Genomic DNA, 24,020 nt, shown 5'->3' with positions numbered 1-24,020 from the left:
CTTACACCTAAAAAATACAGATACCTTAAGCTCTCATAATGACAACTAAATGAAAACCAACTGCGGCAGTTTTTTTCTATCAATGTTAAACTGCTGCCAGTCGATTAAGTGAGTCCCCGAATGACATTAAGTACAACTTACACACTAGATAAACCGTATTATTACGAATGCTTTGATGAGTCTTTACCTTATTCATCACAAGCTAAGCCTAAATACCCGCTGTTGGTGTTGTTAATAACCTTAGGCTTATTAGCCTTTTATCAATTAGAGAATCATTATTTAGGCAGCTTTATGATTATGCTTGCTGTCGTTGAGTGCTTATCGTTTTATTACAAGCGCCCATGGTGGGTCACAAGACAAATGCTAAGTCGTGCATCAGGTAGCGAAGTGACTATCGTGTTTGATGATGAAGGGGTGAAGGCCGAAAACCCGCATAAAAGTTACCAATTAAGCTGGCAACAGATTAGTGAGATTATTGAAACTGAGCGAGGTTTTATTTTAAAAGCACAGCGCGGTATGCAATATATTTCTAAACAAGCGCTAAATGATGAAATAGCAGCTGAACTAAATAAAAGAGCCACTCAGTGAGTGGCTCTTAAAAATATCTGTCGCTGATTAAACGTTGCCCGGATTTGGGTTAGATTTCTCTGCTTGGATTCGCATGTAGATTTCTTCACGATGTACTGATACATCTTTCGGTGCATTTACACCAATGCGAACTTGATTTCCTTTAACACCAAGAACAGTAACTGTTACTTCGTCACCGATCATAAGGGTTTCACCTACTCTACGAGTTAGTATTAGCATTCTATTGCTCCCATGTTCCAAAAAATTAAAAGATTCCGCGTCAAAAACATTCTAATGAAATCTAGACTTAAAAGTAAGTAAAAACTCTAGATCTTATTCATTTTCAGTTAAAAAAACTTTGTGTAGCGCACGTACAGCCAGTTCTAAATACTTTTCGTCAATTAAAACTGATATCTTTATTTCTGATGTCGATACAAGCATCACTTTGATGTTTTCATCGGCAAGGGCATTAAAAAATAAACTTGCCACACCAGAGTGAGATTTCATCCCTACACCTACTGCAGACACCTTGGCAACATTGCTTATCCCTTTAATAGATTCTGCGCTGATACCATCTTGGTTACTGGTCAAAATTTCAAGCGCTTGCTCAAAATCATTCGTGTGCACAGTAAAAGCATAGTCTATTTTTTCAAAGTTATGATTAACTTGATTAATCATATCTATTTCGATGCCGAATTCTGCAAAAAGTTTCAAAATTTTTGCAAGGTTTTCCGTTCCTTGGTGCACGCCATTGACGTAAATCAAACTTTCGTCACGATTAAAGGCGATACCCGACACAATGTTTGCTTGCACATCCGGCTCCTCAAAACTGATCAAGGTTCCTTGATCCGGGTTAAAACTCGATAACACTCTGAGCGGTATATTATATTTTCCTGCGGCTTCAACACTACGAATATGCAGAACCTTAGCCCCAAGACTTGCCATTTCGAGCATTTCTTCGAAAGTGACATGGCTCATACGTCGCGCATTTGGTTCAATACGCGGGTCGGTCGTGTATACCCCATCAACATCGGTGTAAATCTGACATTCATCCGCATTGATAGCACCTGCAATCTCAACCGCAGAAGTATCTGTACCACCGCGACCAAGCGTAGTGATATTGCCTTCAATATCGCGGCCCTGAAAGCCCGCTATAATAGCAATCCGGCTATGCTCGAGTTCATGCTTAAGGCGAGTCGCAGCAATCTCTTCAATACGTGCTTTGCCAAACATATTATCGGTGCGAATGTTGACCTGATCAGCAAGTAAGCTTACCGCTGAGTGACCACGTTTAATAATAGCCATTGCGAGTAAAGAGACTGACACTTGCTCACCGGTGGTTAGCAATACATCAAGCTCACGAGCACTGGGTCGAGAATCGATTTGTTTAGCGAGTTCAATTAGACGGTTAGTTTCTCCCGACATCGCCGAGAGCACCACCACAACTTGATGGCCTTGCTGCTTGGTTTTTACAACAAGGTCGGCGACGGCCTCAATTCGCTCTATTGAGCCAACTGAGGTGCCACCGAATTTTTGGACGATAAGTGCCACTAGTGATTAAGAACGCTCAGTTAACCAACCAGTTACACTTTCTAAGGCTGCTGCAAGGTTCTCTGGCTGAGTACCACCTGCTTGCGCCATATCAGGACGACCACCGCCCTTACCGCCTACTTGTGCAGCCATGTGATTTACAAGCTCACCGGCTTTCACTTTACCTGTTAGGTCTTTAGTTACACCTGCAATTAGGCTTACTTTATCGCCATTAGCTACACCAAGGGCAATAACACCTGAACCAATCTTCGTTTTCAGGTCATCAACCATGCCACGTAGTGCTTTAGACTCAGTACCTGCAACATCAGCAACCAGCAGTTTAATACCGTTCACTTCAACAACAGAGTCAAGTAACGATGCACCTGCCGCACTTGCTAGCTTGTCGTTAAGCTGTGCAATTTGCTTCTCAAGGCCTTTTGATTTCTCAAGTAACGCAGTTACTTTTTCAAGTACTGTGCTGCTATCACCTTTAACTAGCGCTGCAACATCATTTAACTGTTGCTCTTGCTCACTTACATAAGCAACTGCTTCAGCACCCGTTACCGCTTCAATACGGCGGATACCGGCAGCGATACCGCTTTCTGATACGATTTTAAATAAACCGATATCACCAGCACGCTTTACGTGAGTACCACCACATAGCTCGATTGAGTAATCACCAATGGTTACTACGCGCACTTCGTCATCGTATTTTTCACCGAATAATGCCATCGCGCCTTTTGCTTTTGCATCTTCGATAGCCATTAGCTCAGTTTCAAGCGCAAAGTTACGACGGATTTCATCGTTTACCGCGCGCTCGATTTGACGTAATTCGTCTTTTGTTACCGCTTCAAAGTGTGAGAAGTCAAAACGTAAACGTTCAGGGTCAACTAGTGAGCCTTTTTGACTTACGTGCTCACCTAAAATTTGGCGTAATGTTTCATGCAAGATATGCGTTGCAGTGTGGTTTTTCTTGATGCTATCGCGACGTGCCGCATCAATTGTAGCCTCTGCTTTGTCGTTTGTACCAATGCGACCTTGAACACGACCATGGTGTGCAAATGCATTACCAAGCTTAGTAGTGTTAGTCACTACAAACTCACCACCAGCGACTTTTAACACACCCGTGTCACCAACTTGACCACCAGATTCAGCATAGAACGGTGTGCGGTCTAAGATTGCGATACCTTCTTGACCATCTTCAAGTACAGAAACCGATTGACCTTCTGAGAAAAGCTCAACAACAGTACCTGTGTAATGCTCTGCATCGTAACCTTTAAAGTCTGTGTGTTTTTCAGACTTAAGTTGTTGGTTGTAATCTGCACCAAACTTACCCGCTTGCTGTGCTTGCTTACGCTGAACAGCCATACACTCTTGGAAGCCATGCTCATCAATCGTCATGAAACGCTCACGCGCCACGTCTGCCGTTAAGTCAGCTGGGAAACCGTAAGTGTCGTAAAGTTTGAATACTAAGTCACCTGGGATCACATCGCCTTCGATGTCAGTTAGGCTTTCTTCTAAAATAGCTAAACCACGCTCAAGAGTTTTACCAAACTGCTCTTCTTCAATACGCAGTACTTTTTCGATAATTTCTTGTTGCTTAGCAAGCTCTGGGTACGCTTGACCCATTTGCTCAATTAGCGCAGCAACTAGCTTATAGAAGAATGCACCTTTCGCGCCTAGCTTGTTACCGTGACGAACTGCACGACGAATAATACGACGTAGTACATAACCACGGCCTTCGTTTGATGGCATAACGCCGTCAGACACTAAGAACGCACACGAACGAATGTGGTCAGCCACAACGCGTAACGATTTATCATCTAAATCTTGTGCATTCGTTACTTTAGCCGCAGCTGCAATAAGTGCTTGGAATAAATCGATTTCGTAGTTTGAGTGAACGCCTTGTAAAATGGCAGAGATACGCTCAAGACCCATACCTGTATCAACAGACTGCTTAGGAAGCGGCTCCATTGTACCGTCGGCATGGCGATTAAACTGCATGAATACTAAGTTCCAGATCTCGATGAAACGATCACCGTCTTCTTCTGGTGAACCTGGAGGACCACCCCAAATGTGCTCACCATGATCGTAAAAGATTTCAGAACATGGACCACACGGACCTGTATCACCCATTGACCAGAAGTTATCGCTAGTTGCAATGCGAATAATGCGGTCTTCACTTAGACCCACTTCTTTATGCCAAATGTTGAAGGCATCTTCGTCATCATGGTAAATGGTTACCAGTAGCTTTTCTTGCGGTAGTTTCACTACTTCAGTTAAAAATTCCCACGCAAATTTAATTGCATCTTGCTTGAAGTAATCACCAAAGCTGAAGTTACCTAACATTTCGAAGAATGTATGGTGACGCGCTGTGTAACCTACGTTTTCAAGGTCGTTATGTTTACCGCCTGCACGTACACAACGTTGTGAACTGGTTGCACGCGAGTAAGGGCGGCTTTCCGCACCTAAAAATACATCTTTAAATTGCACCATACCGGCGTTATTGAATAATAACGTGGCATCGTTACCCGGGATCAGCGAGCTTGAAGGAACAATTTGGTGTTGTTTAGAGGCAAAAAAGTCTAAGAACTGTTGCCTGATCTGTGCGGTAGTCATATGCTGCATGTGAAAATCTCACCCGTTTATTGCTGTGCTTGCATTGCAAAATCAATTTGTTCGTAATTAAAGCCTCGATACATCAAGTAGCGTACACGTTTCGCTTTTTCTTTCTGGTCGAGTTCTTTACCTGAATTTGAAAACTTCTTTAAATATGCGTCCTTTGCGAGTTCAAACCAATCGATTTCGAACTCTTCGAGCGTCTTATCTAATAATGCTCGGTCTATCCCTTTTGCCATTGCTTCGCTTTGAATGCGTTTCGCACCATGATACTTAGCTAAATGGCGGCGTACAAACCCTTCGCAGTAACGCTGTTCGTTAATAAAGTTGTGTGATTCACACCAATCTAACAAGCGCTCTGTAAACTCAGGTGTCGCCTCTTTTTGCTGTAACTTTCGCGTTAAATCTCGACGCGAATAATCTTGTCGAGACAATAACCAAAGTACGTAATTCTTTAACTTTTGTTCTTTATCATCCATTACGCGTCAAAGCGTCCTGATTGTGACTGCGCTTCAGGTGCTTTTGTTTGGTCATCACCTTTTGGCACAACCGGCATAAAAATAGCCTGAAAAGACACGAAGAAGCTAATGTAACAAATTGGCATTAAAACCAATAGTGGAATAAACGATAAAGGAATACAGATCACCATTAAAACGGCGCAAATTAGGCCATAAACACTCAATGGTGCCATATTATGGTAAAACACCATGAATGAGGTTTTTAAAACCTGAAACATATTGCTTTGTTTTTGAAAATAAACCAAAGGCACTGCATAGGCAAAAGCGGTTAAATACACACAGATAGCTAATAGAAATACCGCAACTTGCCCCATTGAAATGGTTGCCAATAAATCTGCAATGTGTGATTGGTTTTGTGGATCGAAAGTCTGGCTCGCAATAACCGCGTAGGCATCCGCAAAAATGAAATTAGATAGCACAGCTAATAAAATACCTGCCGCCATCTGATACACGGCAACGCGCACTAAACCTATACGGTTTCCCTTATTACTAAACGGCTTAAAAATATCAGCCTGACTGATAGTCCCGCCTTGCTGTTTTGTTAATACGGCTTGATAAAAACCGGCCATCAAAAAAGGAGCAACAAATGCACCCACTACTTGTAATACAGGTAGCAATAAAGACAAAAAGCCAATAATACCAATTAACAGATGCATTAAAATAAAAGTGAAGGGTTGCAGCTTAAAGATTTCCCAGCCAGCTTTGAACCACTTTACGCCTGCATTGGCTTTAAAAACACGAACTTCGATCGACATAGTTTCTCATTCAATAACGACAAAACGCACCGAGTATAACTGGGTGCGTCGCTGGTTTATAGTCACCTGTTGTGAAATTTATTCAGGCTTTTTAATTTTTTTAATATCAAGCATGTGCGAGCCATGTTTGATTTTCGTTTCGAGGTAAGCTCGGTTACCTACCACACCCGCTTTAATGTGCGCATGAGTGCCAACCACCGAATCAACTTCAATCCCGGCATCACGCAGTGCTTTAAGCTTATTTGGATTGTTAGTCATTAACTTAACATGCTTTTGGTTGAGTGCTTCAAGCATTAACACCGCGTCTGAAAAGTCACGTAAATCATCAGCAAAGCCCAAGTGGTTATTCGCTTCGTAGGTATTCATGCCTTGCGACTGTAATACGTAAGCATCAATTTTATTGTATAAACCAATGCCACGACCCTCTTGGCGTAAATATAGTAAAATACCACCTTGTTGGTGCATCATCTCGATACACTCATTTAATTGCTCACCACAATCACAGCGTGATGAATGGAATACATCGCCCGTTAAACACTCTGAATGCATACGAATTAAAGGAACGTCTTGCTCTGTATCAGCTTGATTAAACACTAAAGCAACATGTTCTTGGCCATCATTTAAGCCACTGAAAGATACGATTTCTGCAGGGATATCACTGTTTTTGCCAACATTCAGCTGGACTCTTGCTCTTACTTGCGCCACGACAAATCCAAATTAAAAAATAAATGCGATACTGCAAATGTGATTACAACAACTTGAAGGTTGTAAGGATGCAACATACGACGAGTGATAACTAATATTGAGGCAGTTACCAGCAATTCAAGTATTATACACTCAAACCACCCCAAGATACGAGCTTTGCGCCTCGCTTTAGTGACGCTAACAAAACACCTTAAAAGCTCTGCTTTTTAAAGCTAGGCTATTGAATTAAAGTGAGTTACTTAATAGGCCTCTGCAGATATTCGAAAAAATAGATTAGTTTAATCTCAATAAACCGCAAAACCTTTATCAACCACCTATCAAAATAATAAAAATAACAGTGTAATGATGAGCCTCAGCGCTGATTAATAACGTATTAAAAGCGCTAAATAAAATAATTATGAGGAATAACCAAAAAGTGATGATTGAAGCTTAAACTGCTCTGCTAACTCATCAATTATAACCCTCTGACTAAGCTTCAAATATCTTGATCGTGGCCAAACAACATTGATTGGCATGACCGCACCTGAAAAGGTATCTAAAACACTAGTTAGTCTATTACTATCTAGCTGCTCTTGAATAAGCCATGTAGGTAATTGTGCAACACCTAAACCATTAAGTGCGGCATCTAGCATCGCATCTCCATCACTGAGCATATATCTGGCATTGATGAGCTGGTTAAATGACTGCTTTTTACTATCTTTGAACAACCACGTTGGCTGCGAAGAACGCTTACTGCCAATAATACAATCATGAGTGAGCAAATCCGCTGGAGTGTCTGGCACACCATGTTGGTCAAAATAATCTTGACTACCACACACTGTTAGCTTTTGATAACCCAACAATTTTGCTACCAGATCGGCATCATCTTCTAATGTGCCGATACGTACCACCAAATCAACATTTTCATTTATTAAATTGATACGACTTTCACTAAAGTGAACCGCAAGCTCTAGTTTAGGATACTTGTTTGCTAATTTAGAAAGTATTGGCATTACATACTTACGGCCGAACGCGGCAGGTAAGTGAAGCTTTACTTGCCCTGAAACATTATGGCTACCAGCAGTGACCGCTTGCTCTAGACTATCTATTTCAGCCAGTATTTTTACCCAGCCTTCAAAATAATGCTGCCCTTCAGGGGTTGCCATAATTTTACGAGTTGTTCGATGCAATAACTTCGTGCCTAACTTACTTTCAAGCCTAGTAACAGTTTTACCAACAGCGGAGCCTGTTAAACCTAACCGATTACCAGCTGCTGTGAATGTACCCATGCGTAGTGTTTCAACAAACTCTCGAATCCCAAAGAAAGGGCTATCTTCTGGTTTCATTATGGAATCTCAGGACAGAATAAATGGAATATTAGCTAGGTTATCATTTAAAAAGAAGATAATAAAATAGTGTTCACTTATTCAGCAATAGAGAAACATGATGAGCGAACGCAAACTTCTCGATTTACTCGAAAAAGAAGAGATCCGAACTCTTCGATTAAACTACAGTCAGCTTTTAGACTCTGGTCAAATTCATAAAATGGAAGAAGTATTTACTAGCAACGCACGAGTCGAAGTAACAGTGGGTGAAATGAATGGAATTGAACAGATAAAGCAAGGATTAAAAAATGCTTATGATGAATTCGATACCCACAATAGAAAGCACTTCCCTTTTGTTCATGCCGTGATGAACCATCAAATAGTGCTAACAGATAAAACGACAGCACAGGGTGAGTGCTATCTAATTGACTTTGTTACAAGTAGAGAGCAAAGCGAATCTCCGCTTTTATTAGTGGGCCGATACTTAGATCGCTATGAAAAAGTCAACGGTCAATGGCGCATTAGTCACTCTAAACTTGATGTTGTCTGGCCAGCGAATACGGGAGATCAGTAACATGAATAATCTACCAACTAGCTTTACAAATGTATTTGCCGACAACAAATTAACGCTGGGATTGCTCACTCCCCTTGAAACGTATCCTAGCAGCCCTTTCCCCACCCTCAATGCTGATATAGCAACTGCTAAGCAGGCTGAACAAGCAGGTATTGCCAGTATTTGGTTTAGGGATGTGCCTTTTTATGACCCTAATTTTGGTGATGCTGCGCAGATGCTTGATCCATTTACTTACGCAGGTTTCATTGCTGCGCATACAAATACAATTACTTTAGGCACCGCAGGGGCAGTTTTACCATTACGCGATCCTATCATGGTTGCCAAACAAGCAGCCTCAGTAGACCATCTAAGTAATGGTCGTTTTGTGTTAGGAGTTTCAACCGGAGACAGGCCAGTTGAATACCCAGCTTTTGGTGTCGATTTTAACGCGCGTGCTGAGCGCTACAGAGAGTCAGTTGAAATTATCAAAACATTACACCAACAAAGCTTTCCTAAACACATTAGCCAACATTACGGCGAGCTTGATGGTTCACTTGACCTTTATCCAAAACCAGTAAATCAGCAGATACCCGTTATGGCCGTTGGTCGCTCTAGGCAATCATTTGAGTGGTTGGCTAATAATGTTAATGCTTGGATTTGGGCTGTTGATAATGAACAAGCCATCAGTGAAATCATTAACAACCTATCAATTGCAAGCAATAGCAACACAAGCCCACATTACGGCTATGCCACATTTTTTGATTTAGATAAAAACCCAGATGCCCCGTATCAGCGTTTTTATAATGTTGTACGAATTGGTCGAAATGCCCTTATTGAGCGACTGTTAAAACACAGAGAGCTTGGCGTAAAACACATTGCGCTAAACTTAAAACCTTCTCGAAGGGCTGCCCAAGATGTAATTGATGAATTGGGTAGCTTTGTTATTCCTGCTCTTGAAAAAGAGCAAAGAGAGCCTACTGTATGAGTACTCAAGAACAGCTCGAAAACTTAATATCTCAGTTTAAAGATAGCTGGTTACGCTCTGATAAGCACTCGTTAGCAAAGCTGTTTAGCTCTGATATCGTTTTCAAAAGCCATCACCATGGCTCTGTTAATGGGCAAAAGCATGTATCAACAACCTTGAGTGAAGATTTCAAAAACTATGCAACGAATGCTGAATTTACAAATACGTTTACTGCACACCAAAAGGATTCTGCTGCAGCAAGCAGCTACGCATATGTAGATGTAAATCATGGGCAAAAACGCTTTTTATGTGGTTGTACGTTTATTTTTCATTTCGTTTATGAAAACCAGCAATGGCTTATTAACCACATTAAATTTCAGGTTAACTGGAATAAAGGACAGCAATCCTTGCTTCCAAACTGGAACATGCTTCCCGGAGTTCAGGGCTGGCAGCTAGTTGATGGCGAACCAACAATCGTGAGTGAATTACACTCTCCTTGGGCATTAATTCGCAACTTTAAAGCTGCAGAGCCAAAGCAAGCCCTCATTGATCTCTATAACAAGTATGCATTTGCTGTTGATAACTGTGATATTAATTTACTCATTGATTGCTACAGCCAAGATATACAAGGCAGCTTTCCTCCTTTAGGTGATTTATCTGGTAGAGAAAGTGTTATAGGGAGTTTAAAAAACTTTAGACTGCTTGCGCCATTTTGGCAGCACTTTGCAAAGTTGGTCAAAATGGAGATTAGCCAAGATAAAAAAGCAGCTCGATTTATCATTGCCCGAATCATTCCCGAAAACCCCGTGAATGATGGCAATCGAAAAATCTATGCTGCTCACTATCAGTTAGCAGCAAGATTAGAGTCAGATGATAATTGGCGACTTTACGAGTCTCATTACATACCGGGTTGGTTTGATGAACAGAATTTGCCCGAGTTTATAATCTAAAAATAAAGCGCTCAATGTGAGCGCTTTTTCATAAGTACCTGCGACCGGTTAAGCTTAACCACTGTTTTTACTTAAATTAAAAATAATGATACATTAAAAATCACTAGAGACCTTGTACCTAATGATGATAATAATTACCATCAACAAGTATTAGTTCCCTCTTCTCTGGGCAAAATAATAAGGAATATTATGAAAAAGAGCTCACTTGCCTTATGTGTTGCATTACTATTTAGTCAGCAAGGCATTGCCAATGAAACGACCACCCAAGAATTTAACGACACCTACCGCGCTTATGTCGCTGCTGTAGAAAATAAGCAAGACAGTAGTGAGCTTGCCAAAAAAGCGTTTGAGCTTGGCAAAGGAATTTATGGTGAAAGCGCCGACAACACCGCTAATCTTGCTGTTAACTATGCAAACAGCCTTGCTGAATACAAACAAGAGCAACGCTTTGAGCTATATCGTACAGCCTACGAAATACTAGAACAAAACCACGGCAAGCTAAGTGTGCAAGTATATGATTCATTAATCGGCATGGCAGAATCAACTCCCTCAGCTAAGCGCGCTGATACGTATCTTGATGATGTCATTGCTATTGCTGAAAAACAAAATTCTGCCAAGCTTGTTGCTGATGCCAAAATGACCGCAGCTCGTATCCTTGCTTATAAGGGCACTGGCGAGCGCTATTACACAGCAAAGGAATATCTTGAAGAAGCCGATAAGTACTACCAAGAAAACTTACCAAATAACGCTGTCGATCGTATTAGCGCTGACTTTTTAGTTGCCGCATTTGCAGAAAACCAACGTAAATACAGCACCGCTATTGAGCGATTGAATCACGTAGTTAGCGTATTTGATCAAGAGCTAGACTTTGATCATCAAACCGAATTAAACGCCCATTCGAAGTTGGTTCATCTATACGAAAAAACAGGTAAAAGCGACGAAGCAACCAAACATTGCTTAGCAATTGCGAAAATGGTGCCGTGGAAAGAAAGCCAAGAACAAGAGCCGTTATACCGCGTGCATCCTAAATATCCAATGTCAAAAGCACAACGTATGGAAGACGGCAGTGTCGTAATGGAGTTTGAAGTAACCCCGTCAGGCTTTGTAGACAATGTAACTGTGGTAGGTTCTGAGGGTGGCTCTGCATTTGAAAGAGAAGCGGTAAAAGCAGTAAAACAATGGCGTTATGCGCCTAAGTTTGAAAATGGTCAAGCTATTGCTGCGACTTCTCGGGTGCAATTAGATTTTAAAATCAACAACTAAATAACAGGGTCGCAGTGCGACCCTTTTTATAACTTGCTTAATAAGTTATCTGCTGCGTCCTCAATTAAGTCAAGTACCTTTTCGAAACCTTGATCACCACCATAATAGGGATCTGGGATCTCGCTCTCCCCTGCGTCACCATGAGTTAAAAATAGCGACAACTTATATTGTAAGTGCTCTGGGCACAGGGCTTGTAAATCAGCAAGGTTTTGCTTGTCGGCTGCGAGAATTAAATCAAACTCATGAAAATCTGATTGAGTCACAGGTCGCGAATAAATCCCTTTAAAACTATAACCGCGCTTTTCGGCTGCTGCTTTTGAGCGTGAGTCTGGTGGGTTACCTTGGTGATAACCAATGGTGCCAGCAGAATCAACTTTGACATTGACACCCAGCGCCTTGGCACGACTACGAAGTACCGCTTCTGCAGTAGGTGAACGACAAATATTGCCTAAGCAAACAATCAAAACCTTTTTCATTTTTCGTCCTTAAAATTGCTTTAAGATTGACTCATCATAACGTTCTGCATCAAGCGAGAGATTGTATTTATCTGCAACACTATCAAGCTCTGCCTGCTTAATTGCCAACTCATCCATAGTAATAGTGTTGTCATCAAGCTGCCATAACAAACGTGATCCCGCATAGCTGTAATGAATTGCTAATAAAGCATCTGCATTGCCCTCGCGCCCTGCTGCTTTTAACTTTGGCATTTTACGGGTGATTTTATTAAGCGCTTTTTTAAGCTCCCACACATAGACAATTTCAGTCATGTAATCATGATTGCGGTATTTATTAAGCATAAAGCCCACCAGCAAACTACACACAACAACACCTAGTAGGTTCCAATGAAAATGGCTACCGCTTGGGTCAGGAAATAACGCTATTAACGTTTGTGAAATGGCTAAACTACCAACGGCTAGACCAATTACACAAGCAATAATCACTTGGTTTAAATGTTTACGGTAACGGGCTTTATCTATTTGAATAAGTTTCATAACAACCTAAAAAACTTGTGAAAAATAAAAAGTGAAAAAATTTCACCCCTTTTTTATTTGCCAGCCGTTTTAGCTATGAAAGCAATTATCCAAAGAGGAACGGCTATGCATACTTTACCACTAAACTCAGCAAGCTTGAATAACAGCAATGCTGCTTTAAAAACAACCTCAGCAATTATTGGCGGCGGTATCATGACCTTTGCAGCATTTGCATTTATGCAGTACTTAATTTCTGCCGAGCAAAGAGCCGATGTAAAAACAGGCCCAGATATCACGGTTGAAATTTATGAAGTACCCAAAGACTCAAAAGTGCAAGTAAAGCAAACATTGCCGCCACCACCAGCTGTAAAAATGCCACCGAAAACGCCACCACGCCCAGCGATTGATAACCCTGATACAGTTGTGGTAGCAGATTTAACACCAACAATGACTTTCGATAACATTGGCGACACGCTTAGCAAAAGCATTAACCAACCAACGGGAGATGCGACACCAATTGTGCGTATAAATCCTAAATACCCACCCGTAGCAGCTCGCGATGGCATTGAAGGCTGGGTGCAAATTAGCTTTAGCATTTCACCGACTGGTGAAGTGATTGACCCTGTTATTATTGATGCTGAGCCTAAACGGGTATTTGACCGTGAAGCAATTCGCGCGATTAAACGTTGGAAATATCGCCCTAAAGTTGTTGAAGGTGTGGCACAATTACAAACAAACCAAAGCGTTCAACTTGATTTTAAAATAGATGGATAACTGCCTATGCTAATGAGCATCAAGACATGGTTATTTGACAAGCCAAACACAGATTGTTTGGCGCAGTATGCCAAAACGGGCGACAACCGTTACCTTAACCAACTCGTTGCTCAATACGGGAACGATCTTTATCACTACCTAGTCACCCAAAGTGATAAAGATCTGGCCCTTGATATATGCCAGCAAACCTGGTTAAAAGTCATTGATAAACGCGACTTTTACAATGATCAAAACAACCCAAAAGCGTGGCTTTTTCGGTTAGCACGTAATTTATTAATTGATGAATTTCGTAAGCTGCAAAAGTTCGTTGAATTAGAAGACAACCAACTATTTACTGAACCTCAGGATGCAAGTTATCACTACGACTATGAAGCCTTTGATAAAGCACTTATGGCGCTTAGCTTTGTACAACGTGAAGCGCTTACCTTACAACAAGAAGGCTTTAGTCTCGAAGACATTGTTGCAATCACACAAAGTAACCCAGAGACCATTAAAACTCGGCTGCGATATGCCCGTCAAAACCTGAAACAACAACTAGGAGGCCATCATGAAGCGTAACGACGAGCAACTCGATGCTGATTTAAAAGCACATTTTCAAAAGCGTAAGGCACAGCACAGCTTAAGCACCGACGAGCTTTCACACATGCAAAAGCCACAGTCGGCAACGCCAAGGCCACAGCGCTTTTTAGGCTTACAAATGACCGGTGTTTTTGCTGCTTTAGCGATTCTTGGTTTTGTCATGCTGCAATACAACAACCGCGAGTTAACCGATGTTTATGCGGTGGATTTATCTGATTATCAATGGCTTGAGGTACACGAACTCGACGCCAAAGGCAGCTATGTGAGTAATCTTAAACAACAAAAACAAAACCTAGATGCGAACTACCAACAAGCATTAGCCAATCACCAAGCCCGCACCAGCTTCACTGGCCGTCTCGTCAGTGTTGATAATGACTGGTATATCGCCGACTGCGAGCAAAATGTCATAGTACAAATTAAACAATCACTCCTTGAAGAGCTACAAAAACACGGCACCCTTGATACTCATATTCACCAGGGTGATTTACTCGCTCTAGACCAAAACAAACAAGGGCAAATTATCGCACTCAAACAGCTGACTCATGAGGCGAAAAATTGTACATCTTAAACAATAAAGTTAGCGAGTTCCAAGGGGAAAGAGTAAAGGAGTTCGTAGGTTGGGTAGAGCGTAGCGAAACCCAACACACTCAGAGCTGTAAGATTTAAAAAAGTTAGCGAGTTCCAAGGGGAAAGAGTAAAGGAGTACCGTAGGCGTGAAATTTATTTCGCGCGATGGCCTCAATCCATACTCTGTAGGTCGGGCTTTAGCCCGTTAATGAAAAGATAATTTGTCGCCATAAATGACGACCTACGTTACAAGCAATAAAAAACCACAGACTTCTGTGGTTTTTTTACTTATAACTTAAGACTTACAGCTTAAAGCCTTTATATCACAATAATACTCGTCACTAGGTAAGCTATGAAAGTTAATGCGCCGCCGAATAAGGCGTATGGCATTTGAGTTTTTACGTGAGTTAATAAATCACAGCCTGATGCAATGGCCGATACCGCACTGGTATCTGAAATTGGCGAGCAGTGATCGCCAAACACACCACCACCTAAAATAGCAGCAATGACCAATGAAGGTGGTAACCCTAAAGCTTGAATGAGCGGTACACCAATTGGAATAAGAATTGCGAATGTGCCCCACGAGGTACCGGTGGTAAATGAAATTACCGCACCGGTTAAAAACAGTACTGGCACAACCAAGTAAATAGGTAAGAAATCACCGACTAGTCCGGCTACAAACACACCCGTACCTAGGTCTTTTAAGCTTGCGCCTAACGTGAGTGATAGCAATACAATAGACACTAATGGCAGTAACTCACCCATACCTTTAAAGCCAATATCAACCAGCTTATGGTGTGTAAATTCACGCGAGCTAATCATTAAAAAGTAAGCTACAACACAAGCTAAAATAGTTGCGTACAGCACTGATTTAGAACCACTACCGCTGGCAATATCGCCATCGCCAGTCCAGAACATAAAGCCAACCATACTACCAATTAAGGTGATAAGTGGCACAAGCATGTAACGTGCTTTTGAACCTTTTACTTCTTCGGCTACTTCTGTTTCTTGTTGTTCTAGGTTTTCTTCAGCTTGCTTAAGTGGGCCATGTACCTTGTCAAAGGTAATGGTGTAGAACACGATTAGTAAGGTAATGATGGCATAGAAGTTATAACCAATACTGCCCCACAAAACGGATACCGCCGACTCTTCCATTTCGTAATTGCCAAGTAGGCCGAGCACGTAGGCGCCCCAACCATTTAGCAAGATTAAGATACACACAGGTGCGCTGGTACTATCGATAATGTAAGCAAGGCGCGCTCGGCTCATTTTAAATTTATCAAATAAACCACGCGATAAAATCCCCGAGGTTAATACACTTAAGTTCGATTCAATGAATACCGCAATACCTGAGAACATGGTTAAGTAACCGACTTGGCGCTTACTTTTAGCAACCCCTTTGTTCATCAGCAAATTAACTGTCGCAGCCACGCCGCCAGATTCACGAATGTAGGCAAGTAAGGCACCAATTAGAATACTAAAAATAAGGATACGGCTATTACCAGGAGAGCTGGCAACCTCAATGACTCGCTCAATGGTATTGATAAAGGTGAAAAACAAGGTATTACCTTCACCATTCAGAGCAAGCAAAAACTCAGACGACGCAACCGCGACCAATAACGCCATGATCACTTCTTTGCGCCAAAACACAATTAAGATAGCAATCAAGGGTGGTAAAATTGAATACCAAGACATAAAAACCCTTTTAAATTAAGAACAACATTTTATTTTTATTATGCGAAAACTCGCTAAGCTTAATGGCTTTGCCACCAAACTCAACTTAATTCGACTAGTGATTTAATATACTCTCATAAATCAGTGAGATAATAGAGCCATACTTACCCGTTTCGAAACGCTTGCCGACAAACTGGTAATTTTCTTGCGAACCTTCAATCGGTGTATGACGGGCATTGGTTAATAGCACAATAGCAAGGTCATACTCAGGGTCAATAACGGTCACGGTGCCTGTCCAGCCAGTATGACCAAAAGCCCGCGGACTGGCATAAGGGCCGAAATGCCATTTACGTGCTTGATGCCCCGCGCGTCGCCAACCTAAACCATAGGTCTCATCACTTGCTTGGGAGTTTGTAAATTGCTCAAGTACTTGTGGCGTAAAAATTTGCTTGTTGTCGTAGCCACCGCCATTGAGTAACACCTGCATAAGCACGGATAAATCACCGGCAGTGCTAAAAAGCCCGGCATGCCCTGCTACGCCACCTAAAGCATAAAACGCTTTTTCATCATGTACTTCACCTTGCAGCACATCAGTTCGAATATTTTCAAACTCGATGCGACCACCTCGGGTATTGCCGTTAATCTCTGTGGCGGCAATGTGTGAAGCTAAAAAGCCTTTTTGCAATGGGTTATAAACCGTATGTGTTAAACCAAGTGGCTGATAAATTTGGCTCTCAACATAGGTATCGAGCGCCATGCCACTAATACGCTCTACCAGCACACCAAGTAACATATAATCGATATCAGAATATAGGTGTTTTACGTTCCGACCAGCCACAAAAGGGACGCCTGTTAATAGCAGGTTTTTAGTACGTAGGCTGTTTTGAGAAAAAAACGCTCGCCAAATTTATTGTCTTTACGATGAAAATCGACCACGGCTGGGTAACCCGCACTGTGGGTGAGTAAATCTTTTACTAAGCGCTGTTCACGGCCGCTGCCCCTAAATTCTGGTAGGTAATAAAACAGTGGCTTTTCTACGTCGAGTTTCCCTTCGCTGGCAAGCTTCATCAGCGCAAAATTAGTGGCAAACATTTTTGAATTTGAGGCTATATCAAACAAGGTATCGTTTTGCATAGCTTGTGGGCTTGCAAGTTCACTGCCATCAGCATGGTACTTTTTAGCCGCGCCATAATGGCTTAGTTTAATCAACTTGCCATCTTTAACAACGGCGAGTACCGCGCCCGGAAAGCCCTCTTTAATCTCTTGATTAATTAATTCATCAACGGCACTAAAGCGCTTTTGAGTGCTGTTTTTATCAAGCGTTGGGTAAGGAAAACGCAGGGTTAAGCTTGCCCCTTCAGGCAATACATTTTCTACTTTATAGGTGTTAATGCCATCGCGGGTGCGTTTAGCCAAACTGTATTGATATATTTTTTCGGCTGTTAATGGTGAGGCAATATTAATTTTTTCACCATTAATGAAAATATCAGCACTGGTTGCATCTTGGTTTTCAATGATGATTTCACCGCGACCTTTATAGGCTGTGAATGTGCCTCTGTCGTTAACAAGCGCGCGACTACTCGGATCAAGAGCCGGAATACGCGCTATAACTTGTGCATTGGCCAGTGTTTTTGGCGCAAGCTCAACCGCTTGCTGTTGCTGCTGATATTCTTGAAATAACCGCTCACTCTTTTTAGGAAAGTATTTATCTAATAACGCAAAAAGCACAGCGGCACTTCTTGCATCACTATTGCCACTTACATGCCAAGGCAAAAAGTGCATTTGAAAAGCACTTAAGGCATCGAGCGTTTGCGAGTCAAGCTGACCCGTTGCAATCACTTCATAGCCGTAACTGCGCAATGCTTTTTGCATTAACTCAACAGAAGGCTTTGATGAACTAAATAGCTGCCAATACTTATCAACGGTGTCGCTTTCATACCACGCACCGATACCTGCTTTATACAGTTGATACCAAGGAAAACGCGGACCTGGATCGTTCTTACGGCTTGGGGCAATATCCGAATGGCCAATAACTTGAGTTGGGCCGATATCTGGGTTCCGAGCAAGAATATCTTTGCTTAGCTTTATTAATAGCTCTATTTGCTTGGCATCATAGTCTGGAAAAATACATAACTTGCTGGCGTCATTTTCCATCACAAGCTTAGTTTCCTCAGGGATATGACAGCTTGGTACATTCACTATTTCAATACCAATTGAATGGTCATTTAAATCTTCTCGGCCTTGCCAAAAACTGCGTCCGGCGTGCCATGCTCTATCTTTTTCATCAACCAACTGAATAATTTCTAAATCGTCTTTTGGATAACTAGGGTCGCCTGATTCAGGTAATAAATAATGTGAACTTAAGCCCCCTTCATCCACGAGCGCACGCATTGATTTTTCGTAATCAATGGCGGTGTAATGCATCACTAAGAACTTAACACGATGGCTGTAATTAGCTGATTGTGTGTAGGTATATGGATTACTGGCACAGCTTACTAATAATGCCGCACTACTGAGATAACACAGCTGTTTAAGTAACGTTTTCAAAGGGGTAAAACTCATAACAGATTCATACCTGATGATTTAAGCGTTGACGATTCTCAGCAATACAGTAGCAACACCCACTTAACATGTAAAATATTTTATTTCACAAATAAAGAATAAAAAGCATACATTATCGCTAAGTTACTAAAAATAGAGCTATCTCAATAATTAGTGTTGTATCTATTATGGAATAAAACTATATTATTCCATCTAAATTAAGAAAAATATTCCAAACTTAGGTCTGCTAAAACAAAAATAAGTCGTCGTGTTAAGCAAACAATGCGCCCAAGCCCTGTGTTTATAATAGAACCATCGCTTTGCGTTTTGACTAAGTTAAGCAAACAAAGTGAGCCCTATGTCTACTTTTGTAAAAATTAAAGCCTTACGCCAATCTCTATCGAGCAGCGAAGCTAAGCTTGCTGACTTTACGTTAAATTCAGCGAATGCGATTCGTAATTTATCATCGGTTGAACTAGCAAAAGTGGTTGGTGTAAGCCAATCAAGTGTGGTGAAGTTTTCGCAAAAGTTAGGTTATAAAGGCTTCCCTGCTTTTAAACTTGCAGTAATTGATGCCCTTAACGATGAAAGCAGCGAACCAAAGCTACACGGCAAGATCACCCTGAATGACTCGCTAGAGCAAATCGCCGAAAAACTATTAAGCAGTAAATTGGCGGTGTTAACCGAAACAAAAAACCTCAACGAAGCGCCGGCAGTCGAAAAAGCGGTAGAGCTATTAAAATCAGCAAAACGTATTCTGATTTGTGGTTTAGGTGGCTCAGCGCTGGTTGCAAAAGATTTTTCTTATAAATTACAAAAACTCGGTATGCCTGCGATTGCAGAGCCAGATGGTCATGCACAACTTGCATATGTTGCGACCTTTTCGAAAGGTGATTTGGTTATCGCGATAAGTGAATCAGGTATGACTCGCGAAATTGCCGAAGTTGTTAAGCAAGCTAAGAAAAATTCAAGCTCGGTGATCTCAGTGACTAAATTTGGCAGTAGCCTTGTTGCCGACTCGGCTGATGTAAAACTTTACTCGGTTGCTGAAGGCGAGTCTGTGCGTTTATCATCGATTTTAGCGCGTACGGCGCAAGATTTTGTCATTGATATTTTGTTTATTGCCCTAACACAGTCGAGCCGCCAAGGCCGTAAGTTACTAGAACATTCTAATGAAGTTGTTGGCGAATTTAAGAATAACTAATTTATCCAATAAGGTTATATAAATACTTAAAAGCAGCTTAGGCTGCTTTTTTTGTGTCAAATTTTCGGATGCAGTTTACCACTTCACCTTCCCCTGTAAGCCTTTAAATAATTGCGATAAGCAACTGACTAAAAAGTCATAATTTCTTACAAAATTCTCCAACCAATAATTTAGCACCCAGCTAAAGCAAGCCATTGCTGAACTTTACCTAAAATGGGTTATATATTTTATTCCTAAAAACACACCTTTAAATAAAAAAATATTCTTGACCACATCCAATAACACCTGTTTAATATATGGGCAACATAATTTTAAAGTTCATAAGTCTCAATTGGGTAAGTAGTCCATCAAAGCATATAAATATAAGGACGGGAAACAATGAAACAACATGCATCCACACTCGCAATGAGCTATATAGCCAAAGCGACTAACAATGCACTTCGCGCAAAGAAAACAGCCTTAACCGGTGTTGTTATGGCCGCGGCACTCGCCAGCGCACCAGCCTTTGCAAATCTAACTGGTAGCATCAAAGGTAAAGTATCATCACCTGAAGCGCAGCAGTCACTGGCGGGGATCACCGTTACTGCAAAAAGTAACGTGATGCCAAAACCACGCACCGTCGTTACCCGCGAAGATGGTAGCTACGACTTACCGCAGTTAAAACCAGGTACTTATGAACTGACTTTCACCGATAAAAACGGTGTAACTCAAACCATGACTGTGGATGTTTTACTTGAGCAAACATCAAGCTTAAATGTCACAATGGGTGGCGCTAAAGAAAATGTTGAAGTAATCACAGTAACTGGCAGTAAGTTATTCCGCGAAGGTAAATCTGCACTCACTAACTCATTAGGTGAAGAAGCAATCAACAGCGTGCCAGTTGGTCAAGATTACCGCGACCTATTAAAACTAGTACCGGGTGTTGAACTATCTGAAAACGCAACTCTTGGCCCATCAGCCGGTGGTTCTGGTGTTGATAACTCGTACGGTTTCGATGGTGTTGATGTTTCACTCCCTATGTTTGGTAACTTAGCATCAGAGCCATCAACCCATGACGTTGCCTACGTAACTATGGACCGTGGTGGTGCAAAAGCGGTTGGTTTTAACCGTTCAGGTGGCTTCTCAATCAACACTGTATCAAAATCAGGTACTGACGAATTCCACGGTAATGTTGAATACAAAGTTCAACCTAAAAGTTTAGTGGCAACACCGACAGGTCAAGAAAGCTATGAGCTTGATAAAAGCTGGCTTACAGCGAGTTTAGGCGGCCCACTTATTGAAGACACTTTATACTTCTACACTTCTTATTTTCGTCCTGAAGAAACTCGTACCAATAAAGATACTGCCTATGGTGAAGTAAAAGACTATAAGAGTGTGCGTGATGAATACTTTGGTAAGTTAACTTGGGCACCAACAGACGATATTTTAATTAATATTTCACAGCGTACCTCAGAAAAAACCATCGAAGGTCGCTCAGTTGGCGCTTACGAAACAGACAGCGTCTCTGCAGGTGATATAGCCAACCAAGATATCTTTACTTTGGATGGCTCTTGGATTTTAGGTGACGCAACAACCCTTTCATTCCAATACAGCAAATTTGAACTTGAGTCTGGTACCACACCTGATACAGAGCTATCTGTAGTGCCATCGTTAACGGGTCAACTTGACATCAGCAATCTCGCTGAAATGGGTTACTTCAGTGTACCAAGCTTATTAGATGCTGATGATAACTACACAGCAGAGCAAATTGCTGCATTTAATGCGGGCGCTGCACCTCTAATTGCACAATACGGTTATACTGAAAACGGCGAATTGCTTGGCGGTGGTGGTGTTGGTGCGTATTACCAATACGATAATATCGACTTCTACCGTGATAGCTTCGAGTTAAACCTAGAGCATGAATTTAGCTGGGGCGATACTTACCACACGTTACATGTAGGTGGCGAATGGAAAGAAGGTAAAGAAGTACTGTCTCGCCTTTCAAATGGTTGGGGTAGCATCTCTTATGTTGGCGGCCTCGACGAGAGCTTAGAAGAAGGCAGCTCAGCACCAGTTATTTACCGTGCTCGCGTGCAACAAATGAGCTTAGTTGCTGGTGAAGACGCCGTTTCTGCTATCAACTCAGAAATGGAAACGCTGAATTTCGAAATCAACGATACGATTGAAGTAGGTGATTGGACTTACAACATCGGTGTGTTGGTGAGCCGCGATACTTGGTATGGCCAAGGTCTTAAATCGGCATCTGGTACCATCTCGGGCTATGAATTAGCACCTGGCGAAAAGTACAAAATGTACCAAACAGATTGGTCAGATATGATCCAACCACGTTTAGGTGCAACTTGGAATTATGCAGATCAAGACTCAGTATTTGCAAACTTCTCAATGTATAACCCTGAAGCAAGCTCTCTTGCACGTGCTGCATCTTGGGACCGTAATACCCGTGCCGAAATTGAAGTTGAATTTGATGAAGCGGGTAACGTAATTTATGCAGAGCCGCGCCAAGGTTCATCAGGTAAAGTATTTGCTGATGACTTAACACCTCGTCAAATCAAAGAGTTTACACTTGGTACCACTAAATATGTGGGTTCTGATTTAGTGTTACGTGCTCACGTACGTCACCGTAAAGCGTCGCACTTCTGGGAAGATATGCCAAATAATGCGCGCTTAACTGATTACTCTGGTGTTGATGCTGAAGGCGTGCCACAACATATTGCAGACAAAGGTCTCTATGTAGATAACCTAGATGACATCCGTAATGAGATTGGTGGTTCATCTTATGTTATCGCTGAAGTAGATGGTGGTGAGACTAAATATTGGGAAGCTAGCATCGAAGCTGAATACTTAGGTGAAAACAGCTACATTAATGCTTCTTATGTTTGGAGTCATTATTACGGTAACTTCGACCAAGATAACACTACCGCAACAACAGATGCTAATACCTTCATTGGTTCATCGAACTATGGTGATGGCCGCGGTCGTTACCCTTGGGATTACAAATACGGCACACTATCAGGTGATAAACCGCATAAAGTAAAAGTGTATGGTTACTACACTGTGCCATGGGATGCGAACATCGGTGCATACTTTGTATTCCAGTCGGGTAAACCTTGGGAAGCATGGGATGGTTCAATCTACGGTTACTCAAGTGGCACCACGCGCTACAGCGAGCCTGCAGGTAGTCGTCGTAGCCCAAGCCATTGGCAACTTGACTTAAACTACACCCAAGACTTTAGATTCTCAGGTGACATGGAATTACAATTCCGCGCTGATATCTTTAACGTATTTGACCGTCAAACAGGTTATAACAATAACCCTTATGTCTCGTCAGAAACCTTTGGTGAATATCGTAACTACTACAGCCCACGTCGCGTGCAGCTGTCGTTTAACTTCAAGTTCTAAGTTAATCAATCCTGTTGGGGGCCGCCATTGCGGCCCTTTTTTATGCCTCAAAAACAGTAAAAGCTTAAATTGTACAAAATGCTTTTGCTGCATCCATATTAGTCGCTTCTTTCATAAAGTAGTCGAGCTGTACCGTTCGGGTTATCGCTCGCGACTCACTGTTACTTGTACTTGCCTGCCACTGCCAATTTTTAAGCGACTCTCGCGACACATCGACAAATACCCCTTCAGGGAAGCTCTCTACAAAACGGATATCGGTGGTATTACCTTGTTTATCAATAGTAATAATAAAGCGCGCACAGCCCGTCTGTTTGGCAATTTCTGCTGCTTTAGGGTAACTAGGCTTTGTTGCGTGTTTAAGCATCCACAGCTGCTCTGCTGCGTTTTTATCATCCCGAAGGTCAAGTACATCGGTTGAGTTACTTGTTGTACTGTTTGGGAGTTGTGAGCAGCCAGCAAGTAATGCAAATGCAGCAATTAAATGAACTTTCATGGTATATCCTTACAAATCAAGTTCATGAATATAACATAGCTTTTTATAGGCATAAAAAAACGAGGCAAGCGCCTCGTTCTTATTTATCTA

Annotated in this window: 21 protein-coding genes and 1 pseudogene; 10 read left to right on the top strand and 12 right to left on the bottom strand. The window is 41.7% G+C overall.

All coding sequences use genetic code 11. The features are described from left to right. The first annotated feature begins 120 nt into the window (after positions 1–120). Positions 121–588 (top strand): YcxB family protein, encoded by a 468-nt coding sequence (locus P4S60_RS03655; protein WP_337115036.1) that lies wholly within the window; start codon positions 121–123, stop codon positions 586–588. Between the two features lie 27 nt (positions 589–615). On the opposite strand, the gene csrA is transcribed toward P4S60_RS03655, so the two are convergent. From csrA to P4S60_RS03620, 7 genes are all read right to left on the bottom strand, one after another. Then, a complete protein-coding gene (gene csrA / locus P4S60_RS03650) occupies positions 616–807 on the bottom strand; it encodes a carbon storage regulator CsrA (protein ID WP_036970495.1) in 192 nt (63 codons plus the stop codon). A gap of 93 nt (positions 808–900) precedes the next feature. After that, on the bottom strand, positions 901–2,118 hold the full coding sequence (locus tag P4S60_RS03645) for an aspartate kinase (RefSeq protein WP_337115035.1): 1,218 nt from the start codon (positions 2,116–2,118) through the stop codon (positions 901–903). Positions 2,119–2,124: 6 nt separating this feature from the next. Then, complete coding sequence (gene alaS, locus P4S60_RS03640; RefSeq protein WP_063703458.1) at positions 2,125–4,725, bottom strand: alanine--tRNA ligase; 2,601 nt, start codon at positions 4,723–4,725, stop codon at positions 2,125–2,127. Positions 4,726–4,742: 17 nt separating this feature from the next. After that, the gene (locus P4S60_RS03635) at positions 4,743–5,195 is read right to left on the bottom strand and encodes a regulatory protein RecX (RefSeq protein WP_063703456.1); all 453 of its coding nucleotides are present in this window, start codon (positions 5,193–5,195) and stop codon (positions 4,743–4,745) included. Then, on the bottom strand, positions 5,195–5,989 hold the full coding sequence (locus P4S60_RS03630; RefSeq protein ID WP_337115034.1) for a BPSS1780 family membrane protein: 795 nt from the start codon (positions 5,987–5,989) through the stop codon (positions 5,195–5,197). The genes P4S60_RS03635 and P4S60_RS03630 overlap by 1 nt, the downstream gene beginning before the upstream one ends. A gap of 78 nt (positions 5,990–6,067) precedes the next feature. Beyond that, positions 6,068–6,694, bottom strand: coding sequence for a GTP cyclohydrolase II (locus P4S60_RS03625; RefSeq protein ID WP_054551277.1), 627 nt, complete (start codon positions 6,692–6,694; stop codon positions 6,068–6,070). Between the two features lie 395 nt (positions 6,695–7,089). Then, a complete protein-coding gene (locus tag P4S60_RS03620; RefSeq protein WP_217876067.1) occupies positions 7,090–8,019 on the bottom strand; it encodes a LysR family transcriptional regulator in 930 nt (309 codons plus the stop codon). 100 nt (positions 8,020–8,119) lie between these two features. Between P4S60_RS03620 and P4S60_RS03615 the strand changes: the two genes are divergently transcribed. The 4 genes from P4S60_RS03615 to P4S60_RS03600 all read left to right on the top strand — a co-directional run bounded on the left by P4S60_RS03615 (position 8,120) and on the right by P4S60_RS03600 (position 11,728). Next, positions 8,120–8,572, top strand: coding sequence for a nuclear transport factor 2 family protein (locus tag P4S60_RS03615; protein WP_337115033.1), 453 nt, complete (start codon positions 8,120–8,122; stop codon positions 8,570–8,572). 1 nt (position 8,573) lies between these two features. Further along, the gene (locus tag P4S60_RS03610; protein ID WP_337115032.1) at positions 8,574–9,536 is read left to right on the top strand and encodes a TIGR03571 family LLM class oxidoreductase; all 963 of its coding nucleotides are present in this window, start codon (positions 8,574–8,576) and stop codon (positions 9,534–9,536) included. Next, a complete protein-coding gene (locus tag P4S60_RS03605) occupies positions 9,533–10,465 on the top strand; it encodes a nuclear transport factor 2 family protein (RefSeq protein ID WP_337115031.1) in 933 nt (310 codons plus the stop codon). Before P4S60_RS03610 ends, P4S60_RS03605 begins: the two co-directional genes overlap by 4 nt. Positions 10,466–10,654: 189 nt before the next feature. Next, positions 10,655–11,728, top strand: a complete 1,074-nt coding sequence (locus P4S60_RS03600) for an energy transducer TonB (RefSeq protein WP_337115030.1) — start codon at positions 10,655–10,657, stop codon at positions 11,726–11,728. 26 nt (positions 11,729–11,754) lie between these two features. Here P4S60_RS03600 and P4S60_RS03595 read toward each other — a convergent pair whose 3' ends face one another. Together P4S60_RS03595 and P4S60_RS03590 are read right to left on the bottom strand one after the other, a co-directional pair. Next, positions 11,755–12,204 (bottom strand): low molecular weight protein-tyrosine-phosphatase, encoded by a 450-nt coding sequence (locus tag P4S60_RS03595; protein ID WP_337115029.1) that lies wholly within the window; start codon positions 12,202–12,204, stop codon positions 11,755–11,757. A gap of 9 nt (positions 12,205–12,213) precedes the next feature. Further along, a complete protein-coding gene (locus P4S60_RS03590; protein WP_337115028.1) occupies positions 12,214–12,720 on the bottom strand; it encodes a DUF3087 domain-containing protein in 507 nt (168 codons plus the stop codon). Positions 12,721–12,825: 105 nt separating this feature from the next. Here P4S60_RS03590 and P4S60_RS03585 point away from each other — a divergent pair, with 105 nt between their 5' ends. The 3 genes from P4S60_RS03585 to P4S60_RS03575 are packed head-to-tail and all read left to right on the top strand — an operon-like array spanning position 12,826 to position 14,620. Beyond that, positions 12,826–13,473: an energy transducer TonB gene (locus P4S60_RS03585; protein WP_337115027.1), complete on the top strand. Its 648-nt coding sequence runs from the start codon at positions 12,826–12,828 to the stop codon at positions 13,471–13,473. Positions 13,474–13,479: 6 nt separating this feature from the next. Then, positions 13,480–14,031, top strand: a complete 552-nt coding sequence (locus P4S60_RS03580) for an RNA polymerase sigma factor (protein WP_337115026.1) — start codon at positions 13,480–13,482, stop codon at positions 14,029–14,031. Continuing rightward, positions 14,021–14,620, top strand: a complete 600-nt coding sequence (locus tag P4S60_RS03575; protein ID WP_337115025.1) for a hypothetical protein — start codon at positions 14,021–14,023, stop codon at positions 14,618–14,620. The genes P4S60_RS03580 and P4S60_RS03575 overlap by 11 nt, the downstream gene beginning before the upstream one ends. A 317-nt stretch (positions 14,621–14,937) precedes the next feature. Here the strand turns inward: P4S60_RS03575 and P4S60_RS03570 are convergent, their stop codons facing one another. Both P4S60_RS03570 and pbp4b read right to left on the bottom strand, forming a co-directional pair. Next, on the bottom strand, positions 14,938–16,314 hold the full coding sequence (locus tag P4S60_RS03570) for a Na+/H+ antiporter NhaC family protein (RefSeq protein WP_063703429.1): 1,377 nt from the start codon (positions 16,312–16,314) through the stop codon (positions 14,938–14,940). 94 nt (positions 16,315–16,408) lie between these two features. After that, positions 16,409–18,855, bottom strand: a pseudogene (pbp4b, locus tag P4S60_RS03565) (penicillin binding protein PBP4B). 337 nt (positions 18,856–19,192) lie between these two features. Here pbp4b and P4S60_RS03560 point away from each other — a divergent pair. Continuing rightward, on the top strand, positions 19,193–20,038 hold the full coding sequence (locus P4S60_RS03560; RefSeq protein WP_054560797.1) for a MurR/RpiR family transcriptional regulator: 846 nt from the start codon (positions 19,193–19,195) through the stop codon (positions 20,036–20,038). Between the two features lie 378 nt (positions 20,039–20,416). Next, on the top strand, positions 20,417–23,437 hold the full coding sequence (locus P4S60_RS03555) for a carboxypeptidase regulatory-like domain-containing protein (protein WP_337115024.1): 3,021 nt from the start codon (positions 20,417–20,419) through the stop codon (positions 23,435–23,437). Between the two features lie 64 nt (positions 23,438–23,501). Here P4S60_RS03555 and P4S60_RS03550 read toward each other — a convergent pair whose 3' ends face one another. Next, positions 23,502–23,930, bottom strand: a complete 429-nt coding sequence (locus tag P4S60_RS03550; RefSeq protein WP_337115023.1) for an energy transducer TonB — start codon at positions 23,928–23,930, stop codon at positions 23,502–23,504. Between the last annotated feature and the right edge of the window lie 90 nt (positions 23,931–24,020).

Source organism: Pseudoalteromonas sp. Hal040, assembly GCF_037162425.1.
GTDB lineage: Bacteria > Pseudomonadota > Gammaproteobacteria > Enterobacterales > Alteromonadaceae > Pseudoalteromonas > Pseudoalteromonas gelatinilytica.
The sequence above is the reverse complement of the archived record's forward strand: the minus strand, read 5'-3'. Positions and strand labels throughout refer to the sequence as shown.